We start from the raw sequence: 25,405 nt of genomic DNA, 5'->3' as shown, positions 1-25,405 counted from the left end.
ACATACCTCAGCTTCGGTTAGCCTACTTTTGTACCAGAATTTTAACGTTCATTTAACAAAAAATAAATATGGCTAAAAAAGTACTTGTCATTGACGACGACGCAGACATACTTGAGCTATTGATTTATAATCTAGAAAAAGAAGGTTATGAGGTAAAATCTGCAACAAATGGACTCGAAGGAATAGAGGCAGCCAAGCAATTCATGCCAGATTTGATTTTGATGGATATCATGATGCCCATCATGGATGGCATTGAAGCAGGTAAAATCATCAAAAACACTGAAAAACTAAAACACATACACTTACTATACCTCACCGCACGTGCCGAAGAATACTCAGAAGTTGCTGCATTTGAGGTTGGAGCGGACGACTATCTTACCAAACCGATAAAACCACGAGCACTTTTAAGTAGAATAAATGCCTTTTTTAGGAAGGAAACTCAAAAAAGCACCGATGATGGAGTTTTGAGCATTGCTGGATTAATCATCAACAAAGAGACGTATTCTGTAACTAAAGAGGATGGTTCTGTGGTGGTTTTGCCTAAAAAGGAATTCGAAATTCTACATTATTTGGCCACTGTACCAAACAAAGTGCAGTCACGCGAGAGCTTGCTTCAGAAAATTTGGGGCTCTGATATTTTCGTGGTTGAACGAACTATCGATGTGCATATTCGTAAAGTGAGAGAGAAAATTGGTGACCAATACATAGGTACACTCAAAGGTGTTGGCTATATGTTTAAGACAGATAAATAGGAGAATATTTGCTTTATAGCCTATTAAACCTCAATTTCGTTGTGCTAAAGATTTCGTATGTTTTTATCGCCTAGATGGATTTCACTTTTTACTTCGCTACTTGTTTCTAGTATCACTACTGGCTTCTTGAGTTTTGTGCCGGAGGTAAATTTAGCCATGCTGTTTATTGCGGCCATCGGCAGTTTCTTCTCGACCTTCTTTTTTACTTTCTATATCATTGATTTGCTTGTATTTAAGGAGGTGAATCAGATTTATGCGAGTATTCAAAAACTCAAAATAAGAGACTTTGATATTTCTAGAAAAACACTATTGAAAAGTGTAAATCCACTCAAAAAACTCAACAGAGAAATCTCTAATTATGTAAGCAAAAAAGAAGAAGAAATTGACGAGTTAAAACGGATGGAGATTTTCAGAAGAGAATTTTTGGCAGACGTTTCTCATGAACTCAAAACACCCATTTTTGCCGCTCAGGGATTTGTGCATACGCTTATCGATGGGGCATTGGAAGATCCCATAATAGCCGAAAGATTCTTAAAAAAAGCGGCCAAAAGTCTCGACGGGTTGGATATTTTGGTGAGAGATTTGGTGGTGCTTTCACAGGTAGAAACAGGCGACATAAAAATGATATTTGGTGCTTTTGATATTTTAGAATTGATAAGAGAAATATTCGAACAACTTGAAAATAAGGCCAATAAGCGAAACACAACCTTGGTTTACAAGCCCAAAGATCTCCGAGAATGCTGGGTGTACGGGGACAAACAACGCCTGTCGCAAGTATTGATAAATCTGATAGACAACGCCATAAAATACGGCAGAGACAACGGCAAAGTGTTGGTAGAACTCAACACCGAAAATAAAAAAGTAGAGATTGTGGTGGAGGACAACGGACCCGGAATTCCGCAAGAACAATTGCCTCGGATTTTTGAGCGTTTTTACAAAGTCGATAAAAGTAGAACACGTGAAGTGGGCGGTACGGGCTTGGGCTTGGCTATCGTAAAACATATCTTAAATGCACACGATTCTACTATAAACGTGACCTCCAAAATAGACAAAGGCACAAGATTTACCTTTCATTTGGCCAAACCACCCAAGGAAATTGCGTAAATTGCAACGCAAAACAAGATACGATGGACTTAAGTAGGTTTAAAAAGGCACCTAAAAATTTGATTTTCGCTGATTTGGTGATTTTTGAAAATGATAACTACATGGTTATCAACAAACCTCCATTTGTACCTTCGCTAGACGAACGCACCGCCGACCGCTCCATGAGTATCCTCAAACTTGCCCGTGAAACCTTCGGCGATGTACAACTTTGCCATAGGCTAGACAAAGAAACTTCAGGAGCCTTGGTGATTGCTAAAAATCCTGAAGCTTACCGAAACCTCGCCATGCAGTTTGAGCACCGTGAAGTACAGAAAGAATACCATGCAGTAGTAAATGGTTTGCATGATTTTGACTCCATTTCAGTCTTTTTGCCGATAGCACCACTGAAGGATGGCACGGCAGTAAGAATAGACAAGACAAAAGGGAAATCGGCTGAAACGATATTTTTTACTATAAGAAAATACACCCGACACACTTTGGTGAAGTGTATTCCTATCACAGGTCGTATGCACCAGATACGTGTACATTTGCAATGTCTCAAAGCTCCAATAGTTTGTGACCCGACTTATGGCGGCGAAATGGTTTTTCTATCGGACATCAAAAGAAAGTTTAACCTCAAAAACGACACCGAAGAATTACCATTGATGAAAAGAGTGGCCCTACACGCCCACACTATCAAATTCCACGATCTTGACGGTCAAGTAATAGAAGCCACCGCCCCATACCCCAACGATTTCGAAGTTTTGGTAAATCAGTTGGAGAAGTTTGCTAGGTGAGGGGGATTTCGATATCTAGTTTTATTTCTGGCTTTTGATTGTTCTTAATTCGAGTAATTCGCTTGTATTGACCAGTTTTTTAAAATCATTTTTTTTAAGACCTTTGTAAAGCACTTTGTCGCCAGTCCACAATGTTGCTTTCAAAAACTTAGTCAACGCAACAAAATCGGTATCGTCAATATCAACTCCTTTTGTGATTTTTTCAGAAGCTAACCACGTTTCAACTGGTATTAACTCTTCATTTATAAACTTCAACTTTGAAAGTACTTGTGTGTAAGAAACTTGTAATTGTTCGTCAGATAATTTTGAAATCTTTTTTAATCGTTCCCAATGCTTTTGAATTTCATAACGCATATAACTACAACTATAAAATTCAAAATACTTTTCAGAATTGAATATAAGATCCCCAATTGCACTGTTAGAGTTTAATAATGCACTGAAAATGATATTTGTATCAACTACAATTTTCATTTTACAAATCGACTCCTATTTTTTGCCCACCAACCTTCCTTAACTTCTTCGGACAGGGTATCCACATCTTCTTGTTTAGCTTTAGATTTCGCGGTAGCTTCTTTATATGTTAAGTAGTCAACCAAACGTTGAAGTCCGTCAGTATCAACGTAGGCTGGAAGTCTAATAATTACTTCTTTGCTTGTTCTTTCGATTACCATATCAATAAATTTTCTGTGTCGAAGTTACGGATTTTTTTCAATCTAACAATATTGTCATAGAATGCACTGCTCCATATCCAAACGATTCCGAAGTTTTGGTAAATCAGCTGGAGAAATTTGCTAGGTGAGGGGGAGTGTATTTGATTTAGTATTAGATTTTGCTAAAAATCTATTTTATGTAAGTTAATGTCTAAAGCATTTAATTATTTATTGTTAACATTATTTTTATTGACTCATAGCAAAGAGCAATTCCGAATGTGAATAAAAATAATAAGCCAATGCCCTCACTATTTTTGTCAATAACAAAAATATTTGGATTTTCGATCTGATAATAAATATCATATATTTGCTCTTTTTTGTAGAATGTAGGATTACTGCTGATAGCATTTTTTGGTATCCCACTATATTTATTTTGCCCAAGGCTAAATGATATTATCGGTACAAAGCTAATGTCTGATAAAATTGATACTTCTGGATTCTTTATGTCAATTATTTTTCCAATAGTTTTTTGCCCATTTTTTTTGAGTTCAACATAAAGTAGAAATTTGGATAGGGCCGAGTAAATTGTATAGACGCCTGTAATAAAAAGAACAGAAGTACTAATAAAATCTGTCATGGTTTATGCTTAATATATCAATATTACTCATCAACTTAATATCAATTACGACTTTTTGCATTGTTTCCAACTGCTTCCATTTCCTTTGAAATATCTTCCAATGATGGTGCTTCTTTGGCTTTTGAACGAAGCTTTTTTAGAACATCTGCAAATCCTTTTTTTGATGAATCTTGAATGGAAATCAGGTTCATGTCCTCCAAGTCTCTTAAAAGTTTGGCAGCTTTTGGATTTATTATGTCAATTCGCATGGTGTTCATACAGAATACTTAAATAAGTGAACATATAATTTAGATTGTAAATGTAGGTTTATTTTATTTCTGAAACAATGAACTCAACTTCAAAAAAAACATAACTCCATAATTCACAACCTGTTTATTTCCAAAACACTTACCCCTCTCCAAAAACACTCTGCCAAATTACACTATAAACATCTGTGGCCGCTATCTCTTTTTGATTAATGGCTTGATTAGTAATGAGTACGGGATAGTATTCTTTGCCAATGTCCAAGGTGCCGTGTGAGCCTTTGATGAGTGTGGCGTCTAATGGAATTACATCCATGCGGTATCTAAATCCGAGGAGTTTTCTGGCCAGTTTGTAGGCTGCTCGCAATTTTATAAAAGGATTGGCTGGGTTCATAAACATTTCTACAGGGTCGTAGCCAGGTTTGTTGTGTATGTCCACGCTTCTTGCAAAGTCGGGTGCGAGTTTATCATCGTTCCAGTAATAATAAGTAAACCAGCTGTCGGCTTTGGCCATCAATACAAAATCTCCCGCCCTTTGGTGGTTGATTTGGTGTTTTTGTTTTTCGGCTTCGTCCATTACCATGGCCACACCTTGTATTTTCTCTAAAATACTTTTTACCCGAGCTTTCTCTTTGAGGTAATTGACATAAATATGGGCAATTTGGTGGTCGGCTACTGCAAAGGCTTTTGAGGCTCCAGCATCCAAAAGTTCGTGTCCAGCCTCTTCTCTGATGGCCAGTAAGCCATTTTCTCGCAAAATTCTGTTAATATGAATCGGTCGGCTTACGTTGTTTATGCCATATTCAGAAAGCAAAATGATGTTAGTGTTTTTCTGGTCATAATAAGTCACCAATTCTTCTACTAGAGCATCTATTTCGTTTAATTCTTTGGCAATTTTAGTAAAATCAGTGCCAAATTTCTGCAAGCAATAGTCCAAATGCGGCAAATATATCAGTGTGAGTGTTGGGTCGTTTTCTCGATCAACTTCCATGGAAGCATCTGCTATCCACTTGGAGCATTCAATATTGGCTCCTGGTCCCCAAAATTTGAATAAGGGAAATGTTCCAAACTTCTTTTGCAATTTGTCTCGCAAATCTGCCGGGTATGAATAACAATCGGGCATTTTTACACCATCCGAATGATATTGTGGACGTGGTGTCACCGAAAAATCAGCCGAAGAATACATGTTGTACCACCAGAACATTTTGGAACTTGTAAATTTAGGATTTTTCCGTTTGGCCGCATCCCAAATTTTTTCGCCATGAACCAGTTTGTTGGATTGCTTCCAGAATTTTATTTCAGATGCCTCGTGGTCATACCAACCATTGCCCACTATGCCGTGTTCATCAGGCGTTTTGCCTGTTACATAGCAACTTTGTGCAGTAGTTGTAACTGCAGGAAATGCAGGTTTTATGTGCGTAAGGTTATTTTTAGCGATATATTTTTGCAAAAAAGGCGTATGATCACCAATCACGCTTGTACTCAATCCCACTATATCGATTACAACTGTTTTCTGCATATTATTCTATATTTTACCAAATCGCCTTAAATTATTCTATCATTCAAAAATCAGTCATAAAAACCATTCAATCCTTAATTCTTCAACCATTAAGAAGGCCCTTCACCCAATTAATTTCCCTTATAATGGATTCATTAAGAGGTGCTTGGAACTCTGTTGGCAAAACTCTCCAAGTGTAAGTTTCGATTTCAAGATGCTGTGTAAAACGCTTGTTTTTATGCACTTTGATGGTTTCTACAATGTCTGATTGGGTTGAGCCCAACAAACCGTAATTCTCCAAAAACAAAGGAACATGAAAATGCACTCTCCATTCACTGATATTTTCATGAAAACCAGCGATAGCTTCGGTTAAATCAGGGAATTTTTGGAAACTTCCATCTTTTTGCTGAGCCACCACTTGGTGCAAATAAGTGGGCTCATTGTATTGTGCAATCGTTCTAAGTTTTTCTTCTGCATTTTCAGAAAAATCAACTTTCACGGCTGAGCTTATTTGAATTTTTCCTACTTTAAGTCCTTCATTATCAAGATTATCGATGACATCTTGTGGGTTTTCAAAGCCAACTGCAAAATGGCAAACATCATAACAAAGTGTAATGTGTTTTTTTATGAGTAAGGTGGCCTCTTCAGTCGAATATCCTTTCTCAGCAAGGTGTTGGATCCCCATTGGAAGCAAATATTTTTTGTACCAATCGATGAATTCTTCTGAATTTTCTAAAATACCGTCAGGCTCAGGTTCGATATCAAGATGTAGAGTTTTTCCTGTTTTTTCGAATAAATCTATCAATGTTTCCAACACTAATAGTATATTTTGAGTGGCAGTTTTGGTAGCCTTTTCTAAACTTTCGGGCGTATCCCACCAAAAACGATAGGAGAGAGGGGAAGTTGAAATTCCGCCTTCATCTAGATTTTCGGGTAGTAATTTGGCCAAAAGTTCAAACATTCTGATGGTGTAATCTGCCCGATCTTTGGTGGTCCAGTCAGGAGCATGAACTTGGTCTTTTACCACTACATTATGAAAATTTCCGTACGGAAATCCATTCATCGTAAAAACGTAAATATCGTTCGCTTCAAGCCAGTTTTTGAAATCTTCAAAATTCTCATTTTCAGATAGATCTACACTCGCTTGGTTGGCCAATCTAAGTCCGAGTCCCATGGGTTCAGTCGGACTTACAACTGCTTTTATTTCAGGAATACTGGTTTTAAGCACCGAAAAATGCTCTTTCCAGTCTTCTCCCGGATGTATATTGCTACAATAGCTAAGTTGACCAAATTCTGTTTTCATAGTTTATTCTACCGCTAGGTCGCTAAGACACTAAGGTTTTAATTGTTTCTATTATACGTTCAATTTTTCAAGCTCATCAACGGCTTGTTTCATGGCTTCAAAATCTACTTCGTGTATTTCTTTTCCTTTGCCCAATTTCTCCAAAATTGTTATGGTCAATTCGCCTCCCAAATGCTCTCTGAATTCATTTAGACCCTCCCAAAGATTCAATTTGTCGTTTTCCGCAAGTGCGGGATGATACAACGTAAAACCCAGTTTTTTGAGCAAAATAAGTATTCTTTCCGCCTCTTCTTGGCTGATAAGGCCGAGAATTTTGGAATAAACCGAATCTAAAGCAATTCCAATAGCAACTGCCTCACCATGTCGGATTTCGAAATTGGTCAAGTATTCCAATTTATGTGCAGCCCAATGTCCAAAATCAAGCGGTCTAGCTGAACCCAGTTCAAACGGATCACCGCTGGAAATGTGATTGGTATGCAATGCGGCTGAGCGGAAAATCTGCTCGCCCATAACTTCCATGTTTCTATCAGCCATGGCTTGGGCATTATCTTCAAGCCATTCAAAAAATGGTAAGTCTTTGATTAAGGCCACTTTAACAGCCTCAGAAATTCCGGAACGCCAGTCTCTGTCTGATAAGCTTTTTAGGAAATTTGAATCGTTGAACACTGCCACTGGCGGAGCAAATGTGCCTAGGAAGTTCTTTTTGCCAAGAAAATTGACACCGTTTTTTACCCCGACACCCGAGTCATTTTGCGAAAGAACAGTAGTAGGAATTCTAACGTGCTTTACTCCGCGGTGGGCAATACAAGAGGCATAACCTACCATGTCCAAAAAAGCTCCCCCACCGATGGCGGCCACGAACGAATGCCGATCTATGCCATGTTCATTTATGGCCAAAAGTGTTTTTTCAAGATATTGAGGGTCATTTTTAACCAACTCACCACCGGGCATCACCAATATTTCATCAACTAAAGAAATGTTATTGACTTCTTGAAAATACGCACGGATGTTGTTTTGCAGATCGGAATGATTTTCTGCGACACCTGCATCTATCAAAAATAATATTTTTTTATGGAAACTGCGGTTCCCAAAGTTTTCAAGAAAGTTTTTAAATTCTTGATTATCAATAGAGAAAAGGTTCTCAGTAAAAATAATATTAAAACTGAATGGAACCTCAAAGGCCTGTTTTATAAACTTCATTAATAGTTGAATAAAAATAATAAACTCCTCATGTCAGCAACTTATGTAACAGCAAAAACTTTTGCTAGTTTTATAGATATGGGTAGTAAAATTAGTACAAAAAGAGCAATAACAAAATTGCCTGAAACGCTTACCCAAGCCGCATCCATTACGATTAACGCCAATACTCCGGCCTTTACGGCTTTACCGATATTTGGTCCGATGGGGTTGGAAATTGCTTTAATCAATGGCTTGAAAATCAAATAAATATGAATTGAAACAAAAGCTAAAGTTATCAAGAGGTTATCGAGTTTGTAAGCAATAGTTAATTGTGAAATACTAACCATAACATATAATAAACCAGCAAAATATAGGGTGTTTTTGTTGCCACCATGCACTTCGCCTCTGCTTATCATTGTGATGGCTGCTATATAACAGACTGGTAAAATACCCAGCCACCACCATTCGGAAACCGTACTGGCAACTATGGACATACCTAAAATCAGATTTCCACCACGACAAAGTCCCATATTAATTGGCCCCAAAAACGAATGATGTTTGCCGTATTTGTCATATACAAGGGCTGAGATTGCGACCAATGTTGCTATAATGCCGCTTAAACTACCATTCAAAAAAGCGGCAATTATTGCTATTAGCAAAAGCACAGTTCCGAAAATATAGGCATTTTTTAAGCTTATCCTTCCACTTGGAATTGCTCTTTCTGGCCGCTCGATTTTGTCTAATTCCAAATCGAAAATATCATTAAAAACTATTCCGCCACCGTACAGACCAATAGTAGAAATACATAAAAGTATTACCCCAATCGGATTTATTTCGGTTATTGGAGTAACAAAACTCGCTATGGCAACTCCCGCCAAAATATCAGCAATAGCCGTGATGATATTGGCGGGGCGACAGAGTTGAAGATATGCTTTTATGTTCAAAATATACTTAGCTAATAAAAATAGAATTTTTGTCCACTCTCGGAATCTGTCCGCCTCTTAAAACGGTATTCCCATTAAACTTCAAACTTTGGTCAATTTCTTGAGGTGTTTCGAAGTCAGAAACGTTGATTTGTCCACTTTTAGCAAAGGCATCAATGGCATTTTGGTAACAAACCATCTTAATGGCTTCGTCTGAAATACCTCTTATTTTCATCAAAGCGGCCGTTTTAGGCACTGCCAATGGATCGCTAATGCCCCAGTCTGCGGCAGAATTTATCATGATTCGTTCTGGACCATATTTTTTTACCAACTCTACCATGCGTTCATTGCCCATTTTGGTGAAAGGATAAATGGTAAACGCCGCCCAAAATCCCTGGTCCAGAACACTCTCCACTGTTTCTTCATTGTTATGGTCTATGATTACCATTCCTGGGTCAATGCCGTGCTCTAATGCTATCGACATACTGAGTTCTGTTCCTTTCTTTTTGTCTCTGTGAGGCGTATGCACTTGCACTGGCAAACCAGCTTCTTTTGACATTTCTAACTGCTGACGGTAATACTTTTCCTCAGCGGCCGTTTGGTCATCAAAACCAATTTCGCCAACACCCACCACGCCTTCTTTGTATAAAAACAATGGAAGAATTTCCATAACTTCCTCAGCAAGAGCTTCGTTGTTGGCCTCTCTAGAATTTAATCCTATGGTACAATAGTGCTTGATGCCAAATTGCGACGAACGAAAACGCTCCCAGCCCACCAAACTGCTATAATAATCTTTGAAAGAAGCCAAACCCGTTCGAGGCTGTCCAAGCCAAAAGGCCGGCTCTATGATGGCCACCACGCCTGCGTCTACAAGGGCAGTGTAATCATCTGTCGTTCTTGACGACATGTGAATATGTGGATCAAAGAATTTCATGTCTTTCACATAGTCCATATAGTTGGCTTGTATGGTTTTTGACATTTCAAGCTCTTCAGCTGTACCTTCAAAGTGCGAAGGGTTTTGTTTTATTTCAGATTCTTTTTGGCACATTTCAATAAGGAATTTTCTTAAATTATAATTCTAAAGAACTCCATGTAATATCTTTAGTATTTTCTTCTAAATCAGGATGTTTTTCTAGTTCACTTTTGGCAGCTCCAAATTCACTGTATTTACAAACTAAAGCTGCTGCAATTTGATCATTCTGACTTTCTGAACCAAACAACCTTTTTATATCTTCAAAAATTTCTTCGTCTAAATATTTAACTACTAATCTCCAAGCTTGCGGAGGAATTGACCGACCGGCAGCCCAACGCTCATGTGCGAGGTTGGAAATTGAAGTAGCCAATTCTTTATTGGTCCGTTCATCCAATCCTTGTATTCTATGTATCGGTTTGTCATTGAAAATGCATTTCAAAACCAACTGATTCCAAGCCAATTCTGAGAAATATTCTTGTGGATATGGATTCTCGAATGCAATGGCGTCAAACACTACCCCTATGTTGGTTCTTACCGCATCGGTGGCTCGCAGAAGCCATGTTTCTGGGTTTTCTAAAAGTGCCAAAGATGATGTTAAAGCTACAGCTTCGTTGTTTTCCGCAGTTTCAAAAAGCGTATTAAGCGTTTTGGTATAAGTTTCTTTGTCGGAAATATTTAAACTCGTTAAAAAATAAGCCCTCACCAATTTGTCCAACGTCCAAGTTTGGAAGTCGATACCTTTCTGTGTCACAGAAGTATTTATAGGAGTTTTACTGATAAATCTCGGTGTTGCTACAAATGCTGTTTGTAAAGATTGCAAACTGCCAGTGGCTTTTGTTTCAATCCAATTGAGTTCTTTTTGAGAGGCATTGGCCTTTATAATCTCAAAAAGATTATCCTTTGCGTTCATTTTTTTGTTGTACTATTATCGTTCTTTTTCTTATGAGTTATTTGTTCAAATATACTCATAAAATGATTTTATTGTCCTTAATAATAGACAAAATTTGGGTCTTTGTAGAAGTATTTTTTTGATGATGTTCTGAATTTAGTTTTTTGGAGAAATAATATCAAAAACAGGTGAATATTACGCACTTGTGGGGCCTTTTAGTGAATAATTTATGAGAGTATGAATACGAAATTTAATAGATTTTACTTTCCTAATCCTTTGAAACTAAAGTGTTTTTTGGTTACCTGTACATCTATATGGTCAGAGTCGCCCAGTAGAAATCCCCAAGCTTTGAGTGAGTCTGAAGAATCAAAGATTACTTTAATGATGGCGGTAAGTGGTAAGGCCAATACCAAGCCACTGATGCCCCAAAGGTTGCCAAAAAGCAACAAGGACATAATGGCTGCTAAAGAGTTTATACTGACTTTGTTGCCAACAATCATGGGTGTAATGAAGTTCCCTTCTAAAAATTGGATAACAAAAAAAGAAGCAGCAACACCAGCAGGATACCAATAAGAGTCTTTGGTGATTAGTGCCACCAAAATAGGTAATGCGGAGCCTATTGCAATGCCGATATAAGGTATCAAAACCAAGAAAGATGCAAAAAAACCAAAAAACAGGGCATGTTCTATTTCTAAGAAATAGAGGGCTCCAGTGTTTAAAATTCCCACTATCAAAATAACCAAAAGTAAACCAACTATATAATTTCTTACCACGCCATTTATTTTATTGATGGTATTGGATATGGTATGCTTACTGCTATTTCGCATCAATTTATACACAAAAGTCTTGAGGAAGTCTCTGTATAGCAAGAATAAGAAAATGTATAAGGGTAATAATGAGAGATTTATAAGAAAACCCGAGGTAGTGCTAAGTGTTTGTCCTATAAGTTTCGTGCTGTTTTTCAAAACCTCTGTCATGTATTTTTGACTTTCAGCCACCAACTGGTTTTGGTTGATGTGTAGGTTTCGCCTCAAAAGCTTCTCAATAGCGGTAATCCAAACTGTTCCTTTTTTCTCTATAAGAGGTATCAGGCTTTCCAGTTGGATTATTTGGGTATATGAAAAATATATGATAGAGCCCAAAATTGACAAGGCAACAACTATTGATAGTAGAATAGCAAGTGGCCTTGGGAAATGGTATTTTTCAAGGAATCTAGATATTGGAAACAGCAAGAACGAAAGAAGTCCCGCTATGATAAAAGGAATGAAAATATCTTTTAAAATATACAAGGCATAAACCACAATTACCAAAATAACCAATGCGAAAGCAGCATTTTGAATAGGGAATAAGCCTTGTCTTTTAGTCATGATTCCGTTTCTTTTAGTTTTTTGTTATAAATTCTTTGCGATACCAATATGCTGATCTCGAATAAGATATATAGCGGAATAGCTACCAAAACCTGACTGATCATATCCGGAGAAGGTGTGATTATGGCCGCCACTATAAGTATTATAACGAAGGCATGCTTTCTATATTCTTTCAAAAATGCTGGAGTAACTATTCCTATACGGGTCAATACCAAAATAGCCATCGGCAGCTGAAAAGTAACTCCGCAAGCCAAAGTAAGTGTAGCTAATACAGAAATGTAAGATTGTATATCGAATTGATTCTCTATGCTTGGGTCTATTTGGAAATTTACTAAAAAATTTATGGCAAAAGGAGCAACCACATAGTAGCCAAACATAATACCTAAGAAAAATAGGGCAGTTACAAAGAAAACAGAGCCGGTTGCAGCTTTTTTCTCAGTAATTTTTAATCCGGGCTTAATAAATCTCCAAATTTCCCAAAAAACATAGGGAAAAGCCACCAATAGACCAACTATCGCTGAGGCGGTAAGTTGCATCATAAACTGCCCTGATACCTCCCGGCTCATCAATGAGAAGTTGAGTTTTTCAACACAAAGGCTTGGAATGCCCACTTTGTCACCCAATTCGCAGAGTTTTCTATAAGTCCAGAAATCTGGCCTTGATGGTGCCAATATGACAAGATTGAATATCTTACCCATCATTACCCAGGCAGCTATCATAAAAACAAGAATAGCCGCCACAGACCTGATAATGTGCCATCTAAGTTCTTCCAAATGCTCTATAAACGTCATTTCTTTCTCGACGTGTTCACCAGTGTGTTCGTCTTCGTTGTCGTCGTAATGTATATAAGGAGATTGATCTAAGGGCATTTATTTAATTTCTTTATGCAAATGTAATAATTTAATACGCTTCTATAAAACAAAATACCCCATCTAAACATTCAGATGGGGTATTTTTTAGTCTAAAATAATTATTTAAAGAGCGGGAATGCCTTCATCCACTCGTTTACTTCGTTTCTCACACTTGTGATTACTGACTCATTGTCGTGGTTCATTAAAACCTTGTCCACCAAGTCAACTACTCTTACAAAATCACTTTCTACCAATCCTCGCGTAGTCATGGCTGCGGTACCAACTCTCATACCTGAGGTTGTCATGGCGGTAGCATCATCAAAAGGTACCATGTTTTTATTTACTGTGATGTCGGCTTTAATCAGTGTATTTTCTGCCAATTTGCCGGTTAATCCTTTTGGACGAAGGTCTATTAATGCTAAGTGATTGTCTGTTCCGCCAGATATTACACTGTAGCCTTTATCAACAAATGCTTGTGCCATCACTTTGGCGTTTTTCTGCACTTGTACGGCATAAGCTCCAAAGTTGTCTGTAAGTGCTTCTCCAAACGCAACTGCCTTAGCCGCAATTATATGTTCTAATGGACCACCTTGTGTGCCAGGGAAAACGCCAGAGTCTAGAAGCGAAGCCATAGATCTGATTTTTCCTTTGGCAGTAGTGATACCAAACGGATTTTCGAAGTCGTTTCTCATCATTATTACACCGCCTCTTGTGCCTCTAAGGGTTTTGTGGGTAGTTGTAGTTACTATGTGACAATGGTCAAATGGATCAGCCAAAAGACCTTTGGCTATTAGGCCCGCAGGGTGGGAGATATCTGCCAAAAGTACTGCTCCTACTTTATCCGCTATGGCTCTAAGTCTCGCATAATCCCAGTCTCTTGAGTAAGCAGATGCACCGCAAATAATCAATTTTGGTTTTTCTTTGGTGGCAGTTTCTTCTACTCTGTCCCAGTTTATGAGGCCAGTTTCTTTTTCAACACCATAGAAAAACGGCTGGAAGTATTTTCCAGATATATTTACAGGAGAACCATGAGATAAGTGGCCGCCATGTGATAAGTCAAATCCTAAAATTTTGTCGCCGGGCTGTAAACATGCCAAAAAGACGGCCATATTTGCTTGGGCACCAGAGTGTGGTTGTACGTTGGCCCACGATAATTTGAAAAGCTCTTTTAGTCTGTCGATTGCTATTTGCTCCACTTCGTCAACCACTTCGCAACCGCCATAGTATCTTTTTCCTGGCAATCCCTCGGCGTATTTGTTGGTTAACACGCTTCCTGCGGCTTCCATAACTTGTGGTGAAACAAAATTTTCAGAGGCAATCAGCTCAATTCCATGCAGCTGTCTGTTATGTTCTTTCTGAATTAAATCAAAAATTTGATTGTCTCTGTTCGGAGTAGAATTCAATACTGACATTGATTAATTTAATAATTTAGATTACTCGATCTTTCTGAGCCGCAAAATTAAAACTTCTTTTTTAGAATAAAGGCAGAACTAAGACTTTTTTGAAATTTAACCTGAAAAAAAAACAAATTTGCCTTACGAGTAGTTTTGACAGGTCAAAATAATGTCTAAAAAGCTGACAGTCTATTTTTTGTAAAATTTGAAGAATTGTAATTTTTCAAAAGAAAAGTCTCATAAGAAAATTCAAATTGATTAATGAAATCAGGTATTATATTGATAATTCTGGTGAAATACACTTTTGAAATTGGCTATTGTAAATTTGTTTTATTAGTTTTAAAAATAAACCCTAAAATCAATAGTAATTTCTCAAATATGATATGAAATCTTTCATTTGGTGTTTTGAGATGAGTGAATTCTAAAGCCTATGAATACTATGCTGAGTATTGTTGAGAGTTTGTCGTCTATGCTCTCAGAACCCATGACTTCTTTTACCGATTTATTACTTTCTATCAGTTGTTTCTACTTTTTCTTTGGCCTTCAAAAGTTCAACGAAGCAAGCATAGGTCAGCAACACTGGCAAAAATTTTTCTTGTTTTTGGGTGTTTCTACACTTTTGGGAGCTTTAGCACATGCGATTTTTGAAAGACAAAACAACTTATTTTACAACTCTGTGTGGCTCATTATGCAGGTTTCGGCGGGAATTTCTATTTTCTACGCTCAAGCTGCGGCTTTTGGACAGCTGAGCCACCTGAGAACACGACAGGTCATGGTCACTTTGTCTATTATTCAGTTTGTTATATTTATACCTTCAGTGTTTTATTTCTTTGATTTCAGGGTGGTTGCCTTCAATTCTCTCTTGGCTATGACACAAATGATAGTGGTCTTTTTTCCTTCCAAAATCGAGAACTGGGTATATAAAACCTACATTAGTTTTGGTTTTTTTATATCTTTTCTTACCATTTATGTACACAGTCAAAAGCTTTCTTTCGCAAAATGGTTTAATCACAATGACATTTCGCACGTGATAATGTATGTGAGTATATTGCTGATTTTCAGAGGTATAAAGTATCAGTGTAAAAGCCAAACGACCACTTAAGGTTTATTTTTGGGTCAATAAATTTCTTAGTGCGTTTTCGAGGTATTCATATTTGAAAACGAATGGAAGCGTCTGTTTATTGTAAACCCGGCTACTTCCTAAAACTACAACTGACATTTCGCCCAAAATCATTTTGAGTATAAAAGCCGGGGCATTAGGTAAAAATAACTTCCTATTCATGACTTCAGCAGCCAATTTTGTAAAGTCTTGATTACGAACAGGGTTGGGAGCTACACCGTTTGTTGTGCCTTTGATCTGCTCATTTACAATGGCTTGGTAAAATATTTCAACAATATCATCAATATGTATCCAAGACATCCACTGTTTTCCCGAGCCCAAAGCCGTACCTGCATAATATTTTATTGGCTTGATTATCTGTGGTAATGCACCATCGGCTGAATCCAAAACCACCCCAGTTCTAACTTTAACTAGTCTCAAGTTTAGTTTTTTAGCAAAAGCTTCTTCGGCTTTTTCCCACTTCAGGCAGCATTCGGCCATAAAATCTTTTCCATGCGGGGAGTTTTCATTGTTTTCGGTTTCGCCAGAATCTCCGCCATAATACCCTACTGCAGAACCTCCAATAATAGCTTTCAGAGAAGTTCCTGTATATTTTTCGCTAATAAGTTCTAGCGATTTTACTCTACTATCAATGATTTCTTGTTTCCTTTCGGATGTCCATTTTTTATCGGCTATGCCGGCACCTGCCAAATGAACAAGCACTTCTACGTTTTCAAATGCCTTGCTGTCAATGGATTGTCCATTCCAAGTGAATTCTTTTGCAGCACTTTTGTTGGTGATTTTTCGGGTAAGTATGTTTACCTGATGTCCTTCGGCAATTAGTCTGATTGTTAGAGCTTTACCTATTAAACCGCTTCCACCAGTTATTAAAACTTTCATGCTTTTATTTTGAGAAACAAACCATCTGAAATGATTGTTTCGGGTTTCCTGCTAAAAGAATATTTTAGCCACAAAAAAAGGCATTTTTGAGTAAAAATGCCCTTTGTTTGATTTTAAAATCGCTTACCTTACCGAAACTTCATCTACAAATAACCACGACGGCGTACCTTTTCCTGGGTGACCTTCGGGTAGTTTTCCATAATTTTCAGCAACTACTTTAAGATAGCGAGCATTGTTGTTTCCAACAGCTATGTTTAACTGTTGTACAAAGTTTTCAGTTTTTACAGCCGTAGCTAAGTCCAATTTTTTGATAGATTTGAAGGTTTTATTGTCGTCAGAAATCAAGATTTCAATGTTTCTTGGTGGCATAATCCATGATGTATATGCTCCCTGAAAAGCCACGGAAACGTTGGTGAAGTTGGTCTTTTGTCCAAAATCAAGAACGAAGTCGAAGTTGGCACCACTAAATCCTACCCAGGGTTCGTTGCTGTTTATATCGCCTCTTACGCCGTTGGTTAGTGCGTATTTTTCACCGCCCAAGTATCGTTTCGGTTCTGTGCCTAGGGTGTAGTTTTTGCCGGTCGAGGTCGATATTACATAAGATTTTGATGTTACGCCGCCAATCATTTTGCCAGATTTAGCAAACAGTGCTGCTGCTATTGTTCTGTCGCCCGTCACCACTATTTTTTTTGTAGAACTATAAATCAACGATTTTTCATTGGGTTTGGTGCCGTCTAATGTATATCTGATTGTGCCTGTGTCGTCATTAGATTTTAACAAAACTACTGGCTGACTGAGTTTATTTTTTTCTGTACTAAAATCTACATTATAATACGCTTTTGAATAATTGACTGCCATTTGGTTGAGTCTTTCAAAGTGTTTTGTCATTCTTTTTCCAAAATCCACGAAGTCTTTTTCTTTTGATGACCAGCCTATTTCGGCCGTGGCCAATGCCCTTGGAAACAGCATATATTCGGCATGCTCAGGTTTTGAAATATACTCGGTCCAAAGATTGGCTTGCACGCCCTTGATGTATTTTGACTCTTCAGTTGTAAGTTCAGGTGCGTATGGCTCGTAAGAGTAGGTTTTTTCTACAGGTAGAAAACCACCTATAGCAAGTGGCTCGGCACTAGGGATGCCTTGGTAGTAGTCCAAGTACATGTGGCTGTTGGGGGTCATGATAACGTCGTGCTGCTGTTTTGCCGCAGCGATTCCTCCCTCAACTCCTCTCCACGACATAACCGTCGCGTTTGGAGATAGTCCTCCTTCTAAAATCTCATCCCAACCGATAATTTTTCGACCTTTTGAAGTTACAAATTTGTCGATTCTTCTTATAAAATAGCTCTGAAGTTCATGCTCGTCTTTGAGGCCTTCTTTTTTCATGAGGTCTTGACAAAACTGCGATTTTTTCCAGGCTTCCTTTGGGCATTCATCGCCTCCGATATGGATGTACTGGCTTGGAAATAAGTCTATTACTTCTGTGAGTACGTTTTCGAGAAATTCAAACGTCTTTTCGTTAGGACAGAATACTCTTTCCTCTACACCCCATTTTGTTCCCACCTCGTATTGCTCGCCCGTGCAACCCAACTCGGGATAGGCGGCAATAGCAGCTAAGGCATGGCCCGGCATTTCTATTTCGGGCACTATGGTCACAAATTTTCTCTGGGCGTAGGTCACCAAGTCTCTGATTTCGTTTTGGGTGTAGAAACCACCATGCGGTTTTCCATCGTATTTTTGATCACGATAATGGCCTAGCATCGATTCTTTTCTGATAGAGCCTATTTCGGTCAACTTCGGATATTTCTTGATTTCGATTCTCCAACCTTGGTCTTCAGTTAGATGCAGATGCAAAACATTGAGTTTGTGGGCAGCTATTACATCTATAAGTTTTTTTATAAAAGATATGGGGAAAAAATACCTGCCGACATCCATCATTACACCGCGATATTCAAATCTTGGCTGGTCTTTAATTGTGCATTCTGGTAAAGAAAGGATTAGCTTAGGCTGAAATGAGTTACTCAATATTTCCGCTGGAAAAAGTTGTAAAAGCGTCTGTAAACCATAAAAATGTCCAATCGGATTCGAAGCTTCGATATTTACACCCGATGAAGATACTTTTAGGACATATCCTTCTTTTTCTATTTGGGTATTTTTCGAAAACAATATCCTGTTTGAACCTTTTCCTGAAACTACATTTTGCTGTTTGTTGGTCACTATTTTTATACGAAGGGCGAGTTGCTCCGCCACTTCTTTTGCCTCAAGGTTATCCTCGGAAACAGAAATTTGTGTATTTTCATTCCAAACAAATTTGCCTTTGCCTTGAATAATACTTTGCGGTTTTGGTATAACTGAAATGGTGTTTTGTGCAAAAGCACCAAAGGAAATTAACAAAGCCAGTAAGATTTTTCTCATTTATCTATTTATAAGGATATTATTCTGCAAATATCGGCTTTTCATTTATTAAATGATTTTTTTTTAGCGATTAAAAAAAGCTTTGTAGGGTAATTATTTCATTATTGAATGCCCCATCTTATCTCTTTTGGTAATCAAATAGGATTCATTATGTGGATTTGATTCTATCTCTATGGGTACGCAACTGACTATTTCTAAGCCATAACCCATTAAGCCAACACGCTTTTTTGGGTTATTTGATATTAATTTAATCTTTGTTACCCCAAGGTTTCTCAAAATTTGTGCTCCAACACCATAATCTCTTTCATCAGCTCCAAAGCCCAATTCGAGATTGGCTTCAACAGTGTCTCTACCTTGTTCCTGTAATTTATATGCTTTAAGTTTGTTCAATAATCCTATTCCTCTACCTTCTTGATTCATATACACTATCACGCCTTTTCCATTTTTTTCTACCATTTCCATAGCTGCGTGAAGCTGCGAGCCACAATCACAACGACAAGAGCCAAATATATCTCCAGTTACACAAGATGAATGTACTCTCACTAAAATAGGTTCGTTTTCCTCCCAAGTGCCTTTTACTAATGCCAAATGTAACTGTTCATTATTGATTTGTCTAAAAGCTATTAATTCAAAATTGCCCCAGTTTGTAGGCATATTTACTCCAATTTCTCTTTTAATGAGGCTTTCTTTTTCCAGTCTGTATGCTATTAAGTCCTTGATAGATACTAGTTTGAGTTTAAATTTGTCTGCCAAAACGCGACATTCAGGCAGGCGAGCCATTGTGCCGTCTTCGTTTAATATTTCTATTAATACACCCGCGGGATTTAGACCAGCTAAGCGAGAAAAATCTATGGCCGCCTCAGTATGACCAGTTCTTCGCAATACGCCTCCTTCTGCAGCTATCAACGGGAAAATATGTCCAGGACGCCCTAAGTCTTCGGGTTTCGTATTTGGATTTACTAAAGCTTGAATAGTTTTTGATCGGTCAGATGCAGATATTCCAGTTGTACAACCCTGACCTAATAAATCTACTGATACAGTAAAAGCGGTTTCGTGTTCTGCCGTATTTTTTCTTACCATTGGGTCAAGACCAAGCTCTTTACACCTGTCAGATGTGAGTGGAGCACACATGAGGCCACGCCCTTCTTTTACCATAAAGTTGACTAACTCAGGAGTGATTTTTTCTGCAGCACAAATAAAATCGCCTTCATTTTCTCTGTCTTCGTCATCCACTACAACTATTACATTTCCATTTCTTATTTCCTCTATTGCTTCCTCTATGGAATCTAACTTTATTTGCTGCATATCGTATTTTTTTACAAAGTTATCAATAAAGATCTATGAATGAAAACTAAGCTCTTACACATCGCATAATTCTATTGCACTTTTAAGAGAAGATAATTTATCGGTGCTTTTGGGTATAAACTCTTGGCCTAAATAGCCCTTGAATCCGGTGGCAACTATCGCCTTTATTATTGCAGGATAGTTCAATTCTTGACTTTGGTCTATTTCGGCTCGACCTGGAACTCCACCAGTATGATAATGGCCTATAAAAGATTTATTTTCAGTGATAGTTCTAATGATATCGCCTTCCATTATTTGCATGTGATAGATGTCAAATAGTAACTTAAAGTTTTCTGAATCTATCATTCTGCAAAGTTCTACTCCCCAGTCTGTGGTATCGCACATGTAGTTTTTATGGTCAATTTTGCTATTTAGCAGCTCCATTACTAAAGTTACTTTCTTTTGTTCGGCATAGGGGATTATTTTTGATAAACCCTCAGCACAGTTATCAAGTCCTTCTTCGTCGTTTATTTCCTCATCACGATTTCCAGAGAAACAAATGATATTTTTAAAACCCGCTTTTGCGGTTTCATCTATGAGGTATTTATACCATTTTATCAAACCTTCATGATTTTCTGTTTTATTCCAGCCTTTCGTGATTCCCCACAAAGTGCTTGATATTGAGACCATAGAGCAATAGGCGTCATGCTTTTTTAGTATTGGGAATTGTTCTATTGAAATTAAATCTACTGCATTGATTCCTATTTTTTTTATGGCAGGAATAAACTCATCTAGCGAAATAGAACTATAACACCATTTGCAAACAGAATGCTTTATGTTTCCTTTTAGTATTGGTGTTGAAGGTTTGAAATCGTCAATCAAAGGGAAAGCAAAACCGCCCGCTAGTATTTTTTTTACAGTTTCTCTTCTGCCTCCATAATTTTCCATAATTTAATATTTAGATTTGCTCTTAAATTTAAGCAAAAGCTTTTTAAAAAATCAAAATTCGATTTATAGAATTTGCATTTGCTGTTTTCATAATTTTATAGGTAACTAAGCACATGAGCAAACTTTCAATGGAAGACCTTAATAGATTGTCAGTTGAAGAATATAAAGAATCTGGCAAGAATAATTTTTGCTTGATTTTGGATGATATCAGAAGTATGTCAAATGTTGGTTCTATTTTCAGAACGGCTGATTGTTTTTTGGCTTCAAAAATATATTTGTGCGGAATAACTGCTAAACCTCCTCATCGTGAAATAGAAAAAACTGCTTTAGGGGCCACAGAATCTGTAGATTGGGAGTATAGAGGTGATGTCTTGGAATTAATAGAGGATTTAAAAAAGGAAAATTGGAAAATTATTCCTCTTGAGCAAGTCCAGAACAGCGTTTTTTTAAATGAATTTGTACCGATTTCAAATGAGAAATATGCATTTGTATTAGGAAATGAGGTTTTTGGAGTAAAGCAAGAAATTATAGATGCTGCGGACGTAATAGTTGAAATACCTCAATTTGGCACAAAGCACTCATTTAATGTAAGTGTCTCTACTGGAATACTCCTCTGGGATTATTATTCAAAAATTAAAGGGAAAGACCTTGTAAGCCCAGAGTAATCTAATTTCAAAATATGTTTTCCTGATATTTTCTTGCTCGAAAGGTCTAGTTCTGTGGGTAGTTTTAATGAATCTAATGAGATTTCATATTCCTTTTGACCAGCATCATTATAGATGGTTATTTTTACATTTATTAACTCTTTATCAGCAGCAATTTTCACTTTTCCATCTGTAACAGGATTGGCGTATACGCTTATTCCATAAAGGTTGTTGTCCTTTGCTATAGCTTGTTGAGTAGAAATCCCTGATTTACACTCTAGAACTCTATTTGTAGAAGTGAGTATAGATTTTACTGCTTTTGCTGCATAGAAACCATTTTTGTTGACAAAAAGATTTGGGTCTGCTTGGCTCAATAAGAAATTGTTATCTAAAAACCATTCAAATTTCTGAACAGGTTCAAGTTCAATAGCTTTTACCGAAAACGGACCCGTTTTTTCTATATTGGGAGTTTTGGGGTTAGCAAGAAATCTGTATTTTAAGGTATCCGATTCTGTCGAAGGGCAGTCATAATTACTGTAAAGTGTGACTTTAATTGGTATAGCTTGGTTTTCGGTTATCGAGAATTCATTTGTTTTTTGTCCAGTACTCCATACCACATCATGATTAAGCGGATTGCTCACCTTAAGCGAGATAGTTTTGCCAATACATTCATATCCATCACTATTTAATAGTTCTATACCCGGTTTCGAAGGTGGATTTACGAAAATTGGATAAAGTTCATTTGATTTGGGTGACAAACAACCTTGAATGCTTCTATAAGAAGCAAAATAAGCACTAACTTGGTTTGCTGAAATCTTATTCGAAATAGTTCCATTATTCCAGTTTACTTCATATTTTGAAGGTTTCGCTTGTAACTCTACTGTTTTTCCTACACAACCAACAATACTTATGACAGGGCTAATTATAGGTGCGATTTTTGGAAAAACGTTGGGAACAGTTATTCTGTTTGTGTAGTAAAGATTGCTATAACCATCTCTTAAGACTGCACTTATCTCTCCAGAATTTGCTTGAATTTGGCTAGAAGAAGCTCCCGTACTCCACTGATAAGATTGATAAATCTTATCAAACTTAAGTGTGATGTCACTAAAGTTTATACAAGAGTATTTTATCTCAGCTAATCCTTTCGGCAAAATGGGTATAATTTGCGTAAAAAATTGGCTTGATAGTGAAGAATTCCATGCATCTGCCAAGAGAGATAATCCATTTATTGAATTATTATTTTCAAAATGAGCTCCATCAGGCCTAAAAGGTTGAATATCATCTGTCGCTGGGCCAGCCCAAACACTTTCAATATTACTAATTACTCTATTTTGGCCACTAATTATACTAGGATAATTGCTGCCTTCATATCTGGAAACCCTTGACACTACCCATGGGATTTTTTCGCCAATATTATTTCTGGACTCTTGAATGAGGTCTCGCATATTGTTGAAATATGTCAATTCAGAAACTCTCGAAATGGCATCGGATTCACCTTGATGCCAAAGGATAGATCTAACACCATAAATGCTTAGTAAAGAATGTAATGTTCTTCTTAGGGCATGATAAGGCATGAATTTTTCAAACTTTACACCAGTAACGACATGGTAAGTATCTTTGCCTGAAACTGATGACAACCAGTTTTCGGTAGAAGTACCAGATAGAGAAGCATTATAAAACAGAACTGGCACATTGAGTTTTTTTACCAATAAATCACCAAGCTCGCCCCAACACCAAGCCGTAAAGCCTAATGGACCAATGTTGGTACTACTAGAAATGTTGGTGAATTTGTCTATGGTAAGGAAGTCTGGGAAGTTTTGAATCAGTGCCGTATTGTGGTCGAAATAATTGGGCTCATAAGCCACAACTCGCTCATCTGTAGAGCTTTTTGCATTCGAAAATTTACCATCACCTTGGGCATTAGACTGCCCAGCAATAACAAAAACCTCTCCGATTCCAACTTTGTCTATATTTTTAGTAAATGTCACTTGGTCGCTCAGAACAGCTCTAACTTCAAGCCTATACCACCCACCTTGTCCTTCTATAGAGCCAGTAAAGCTTTGACCATCAATGATACTATCAACAATTTTCCAATCAGTTTGTTGGCCTTGATTAGATATGCGAGGAACTAATCTAGCCTCAACTCTATCGGCATCTTGTTCTAAGGTACCTGTAATGTAAATGTTACCAATATTGCTATTGTTTCTCTGAAAAACTGACTTTTCGTAAGGAATCTTTATGCTAATTTGAGCATTAGATAGCATTATGCTCAATATATAGAAGCCTACAATACTAAATAGATACTTTTTTGGGTTGTACATTTATAGATTAGAGCTGGTTTTAGAATTTTTTTTTATAGACCATTAAATTGGTTTAAAAACCTAACATCATTTTCAAAAAACAACCTTAGGTCGTTGATGCCGTATTTTAACATAGTTATCCTTTCAATCCCCATGCCAAAAGCAAATCCTGTAAACTCTTCAGGATCAATATTGCAGTTTTCAAGCACATTAGGATCTACCATGCCGGAGCCCGCAATTTCTACCCATCCCGAATGCTTGCAGATATTACAACCGTTGCCATGACAAATGAAGCACGAAATGTCGATTTCGGCACTTGGCTCAGTAAAAGGAAAATAACTAGGTCTCAGTCTTATTTTAGTGTCTTTACCAAACATTTCTTTCGCGAAATGAAATAATGTGTCTTTTAAGTCTTTAAAACTTACATTTTTATCCACATATAATCCTTCCACCTGATGAAATTGGCAATGAGCTCTAGCTGAAATTGCTTCATTTCGGTATACTCTACCAACCATTATTGATCTTATGGGAGGTTTTTTGAATTCCATCAAACGAATCTGAACATTTGAGGTGTGCGTTCGAAGCAATAAGTCGTCTTTAGTGATCTGATTTTTTTCCACAAAAAAAGTATCCTGCATTTCTCTAGCGGGATGGTTTTCTGCGAAATTTAAGGCGGAAAAATTATACCAGTCTGTTTCAATTTCGGGGCCATCTTCTGTATTGAATCCCATTCTAGCGAATATCTCGACTATTTTTCGGTGTACTATGGATAGCGGATGCAAACTTCCCAATTGATTTGGCGTATCCGGCAATGTTAAATCCAGTACCTGTGATTGTTCTTTTGTTGAAGCAAACTGATTGGTATTTGCTGAAAGTTCAGCATGAACTTCCTCCAATCTAGTCTTTAGATTATTTAGGGTTTGACCTACAATTCTTTTTTGATCATTACTTACTTTTTTGAAATCATCAAAAAGCTCGTTTAAAACACCTTTTCTACTTAAGTATTTAAGCCTAAAGTCTTCATGAGTCAATTTTTTTTCAAGTAAAAATTGTTCTACTTCTGCAAATATATTCTCTATTTTTTCTATCACTACAATTTGCTTTAAACCGCAAATATAATATTTTGTATTCTATTTTGGCTTAAATAAAACCCAAGAAAGTGAATTTTATAAAAGGAGGTTATTTTGTCGTAAAAAGTTTTGATTTGAAATCGTTTCTAGCATTAGGTATTTCTACGTATTTGCATAAGTGAAAATACCTGTTTTCAATTATTGGAAAAT

General features: G+C 37.2%; 24 protein-coding genes. 5 read left to right on the top strand and 19 right to left on the bottom strand.

Features of this window, described 5'->3' with window-relative positions:
• The first annotated feature begins 68 nt into the window (after positions 1-68).
• From EGI26_RS00705 to EGI26_RS00695, 3 genes are read left to right on the top strand one after another with little or no spacing between them, the layout of a single operon-like run.
• Positions 69-752 (top strand): response regulator transcription factor, encoded by a 684-nt coding sequence (locus EGI26_RS00705; protein WP_255075675.1) that lies wholly within the window; start codon positions 69-71, stop codon positions 750-752.
• Between the two features lie 57 nt (positions 753-809).
• The gene (locus EGI26_RS00700; RefSeq protein ID WP_255075674.1) at positions 810-1,856 is read left to right on the top strand and encodes a cell wall metabolism sensor histidine kinase WalK; all 1,047 of its coding nucleotides are present in this window, start codon (positions 810-812) and stop codon (positions 1,854-1,856) included.
• A gap of 23 nt (positions 1,857-1,879) precedes the next feature.
• Entirely contained in the window at positions 1,880-2,632 is a 753-nt protein-coding gene (locus EGI26_RS00695; protein WP_255075672.1) for an RluA family pseudouridine synthase, read from the top strand.
• A 21-nt stretch (positions 2,633-2,653) separates the two neighbouring features.
• Here EGI26_RS00695 and EGI26_RS00690 read toward each other — a convergent pair whose 3' ends face one another.
• The 13 genes from EGI26_RS00690 to glyA all read right to left on the bottom strand — a co-directional run bounded on the left by EGI26_RS00690 (position 2,654) and on the right by glyA (position 14,556).
• Positions 2,654-3,103, bottom strand: coding sequence for a PIN domain-containing protein (locus EGI26_RS00690; protein WP_255075671.1), 450 nt, complete (start codon positions 3,101-3,103; stop codon positions 2,654-2,656).
• Positions 3,100-3,303, bottom strand: a complete 204-nt coding sequence (locus EGI26_RS00685) for a hypothetical protein (protein ID WP_255075669.1) — start codon at positions 3,301-3,303, stop codon at positions 3,100-3,102. Before EGI26_RS00685 ends, EGI26_RS00690 begins: the two co-directional genes overlap by 4 nt.
• Positions 3,304-3,502: 199 nt before the next feature.
• The gene (locus EGI26_RS00680) at positions 3,503-3,919 is read right to left on the bottom strand and encodes a hypothetical protein (RefSeq protein WP_255075668.1); all 417 of its coding nucleotides are present in this window, start codon (positions 3,917-3,919) and stop codon (positions 3,503-3,505) included.
• Positions 3,920-3,960: 41 nt separating this feature from the next.
• A complete protein-coding gene (locus EGI26_RS00675; RefSeq protein ID WP_255075666.1) occupies positions 3,961-4,167 on the bottom strand; it encodes a hypothetical protein in 207 nt (68 codons plus the stop codon).
• Positions 4,168-4,306: 139 nt separating this feature from the next.
• Positions 4,307-5,680 (bottom strand): alkaline phosphatase family protein, encoded by a 1,374-nt coding sequence (locus EGI26_RS00670; protein WP_255075664.1) that lies wholly within the window; start codon positions 5,678-5,680, stop codon positions 4,307-4,309.
• 82 nt (positions 5,681-5,762) lie between these two features.
• Complete coding sequence (gene eboE, locus EGI26_RS00665) at positions 5,763-6,962, bottom strand: metabolite traffic protein EboE (RefSeq protein ID WP_255075663.1); 1,200 nt, start codon at positions 6,960-6,962, stop codon at positions 5,763-5,765.
• A 51-nt stretch (positions 6,963-7,013) separates the two neighbouring features.
• Entirely contained in the window at positions 7,014-8,162 is a 1,149-nt protein-coding gene (locus EGI26_RS00660; protein ID WP_255075662.1) for a 3-dehydroquinate synthase, read from the bottom strand.
• 41 nt (positions 8,163-8,203) lie between these two features.
• Complete coding sequence (gene eboC, locus EGI26_RS00655) at positions 8,204-9,085, bottom strand: UbiA-like protein EboC (protein WP_255075661.1); 882 nt, start codon at positions 9,083-9,085, stop codon at positions 8,204-8,206.
• Positions 9,086-9,092: 7 nt separating this feature from the next.
• Complete coding sequence (locus EGI26_RS00650; RefSeq protein ID WP_255075660.1) at positions 9,093-10,112, bottom strand: TatD family hydrolase; 1,020 nt, start codon at positions 10,110-10,112, stop codon at positions 9,093-9,095.
• A 22-nt stretch (positions 10,113-10,134) separates the two neighbouring features.
• A complete protein-coding gene (locus EGI26_RS00645; RefSeq protein WP_255075659.1) occupies positions 10,135-10,947 on the bottom strand; it encodes an EboA domain-containing protein in 813 nt (270 codons plus the stop codon).
• A gap of 239 nt (positions 10,948-11,186) precedes the next feature.
• Positions 11,187-12,293 carry an AI-2E family transporter gene (locus EGI26_RS00640; protein ID WP_255075657.1) on the bottom strand — a complete coding sequence of 369 codons (1,107 nt, stop codon included), beginning with the start codon at positions 12,291-12,293 and terminating at the stop codon, positions 11,187-11,189.
• Positions 12,290-13,162: a twin-arginine translocase subunit TatC gene (gene tatC / locus EGI26_RS00635; RefSeq protein ID WP_255075656.1), complete on the bottom strand. Its 873-nt coding sequence runs from the start codon at positions 13,160-13,162 to the stop codon at positions 12,290-12,292. The genes EGI26_RS00640 and tatC overlap by 4 nt, the downstream gene beginning before the upstream one ends.
• A 101-nt stretch (positions 13,163-13,263) precedes the next feature.
• A complete protein-coding gene (gene glyA, locus EGI26_RS00630; RefSeq protein WP_255075655.1) occupies positions 13,264-14,556 on the bottom strand; it encodes a serine hydroxymethyltransferase in 1,293 nt (430 codons plus the stop codon).
• 421 nt (positions 14,557-14,977) lie between these two features.
• Between glyA and EGI26_RS00625 the strand changes: the two genes are divergently transcribed.
• Complete coding sequence (locus EGI26_RS00625) at positions 14,978-15,640, top strand: DUF6962 family protein (protein WP_255075654.1); 663 nt, start codon at positions 14,978-14,980, stop codon at positions 15,638-15,640.
• 3 nt (positions 15,641-15,643) lie between these two features.
• Here the strand turns inward: EGI26_RS00625 and EGI26_RS00620 are convergent, their stop codons facing one another.
• The 4 genes from EGI26_RS00620 to EGI26_RS00605 form a co-directional block, all read right to left on the bottom strand.
• The gene (locus tag EGI26_RS00620; RefSeq protein ID WP_255075653.1) at positions 15,644-16,537 is read right to left on the bottom strand and encodes a TIGR01777 family oxidoreductase; all 894 of its coding nucleotides are present in this window, start codon (positions 16,535-16,537) and stop codon (positions 15,644-15,646) included.
• Between the two features lie 123 nt (positions 16,538-16,660).
• A complete protein-coding gene (locus EGI26_RS00615; RefSeq protein WP_255075652.1) occupies positions 16,661-18,949 on the bottom strand; it encodes a glycoside hydrolase family 20 protein in 2,289 nt (762 codons plus the stop codon).
• A gap of 93 nt (positions 18,950-19,042) precedes the next feature.
• Positions 19,043-20,254, bottom strand: coding sequence for a bifunctional 3,4-dihydroxy-2-butanone-4-phosphate synthase/GTP cyclohydrolase II (locus EGI26_RS00610; RefSeq protein WP_255075651.1), 1,212 nt, complete (start codon positions 20,252-20,254; stop codon positions 19,043-19,045).
• Positions 20,255-20,308: 54 nt separating this feature from the next.
• A complete protein-coding gene (locus tag EGI26_RS00605; RefSeq protein ID WP_255075650.1) occupies positions 20,309-21,181 on the bottom strand; it encodes a hydroxypyruvate isomerase family protein in 873 nt (290 codons plus the stop codon).
• 113 nt (positions 21,182-21,294) lie between these two features.
• Between EGI26_RS00605 and EGI26_RS00600 the strand changes: the two genes are divergently transcribed.
• A complete protein-coding gene (locus tag EGI26_RS00600) occupies positions 21,295-21,846 on the top strand; it encodes an RNA methyltransferase (RefSeq protein ID WP_255075649.1) in 552 nt (183 codons plus the stop codon).
• On the opposite strand, the gene EGI26_RS00595 is transcribed toward EGI26_RS00600, so the two are convergent.
• Together EGI26_RS00595 and pheS are read right to left on the bottom strand one after the other, a co-directional pair.
• Positions 21,804-24,146, bottom strand: coding sequence for a sialate O-acetylesterase (locus tag EGI26_RS00595; protein ID WP_255075648.1), 2,343 nt, complete (start codon positions 24,144-24,146; stop codon positions 21,804-21,806). The genes EGI26_RS00600 and EGI26_RS00595 overlap by 43 nt on opposite strands.
• Positions 24,147-24,178: 32 nt before the next feature.
• Complete coding sequence (pheS, locus tag EGI26_RS00590; RefSeq protein WP_255075647.1) at positions 24,179-25,216, bottom strand: phenylalanine--tRNA ligase subunit alpha; 1,038 nt, start codon at positions 25,214-25,216, stop codon at positions 24,179-24,181.
• Positions 25,217-25,405 lie beyond the last annotated feature (189 nt).

It is taken from the genome of Lacihabitans sp. CCS-44 (assembly GCF_024343735.1).
Taxonomy (GTDB): Bacteria; Bacteroidota; Bacteroidia; order Cytophagales; family Spirosomataceae; genus Leadbetterella.
This window is presented reverse-complemented; position numbering and strand designations above follow the sequence as displayed.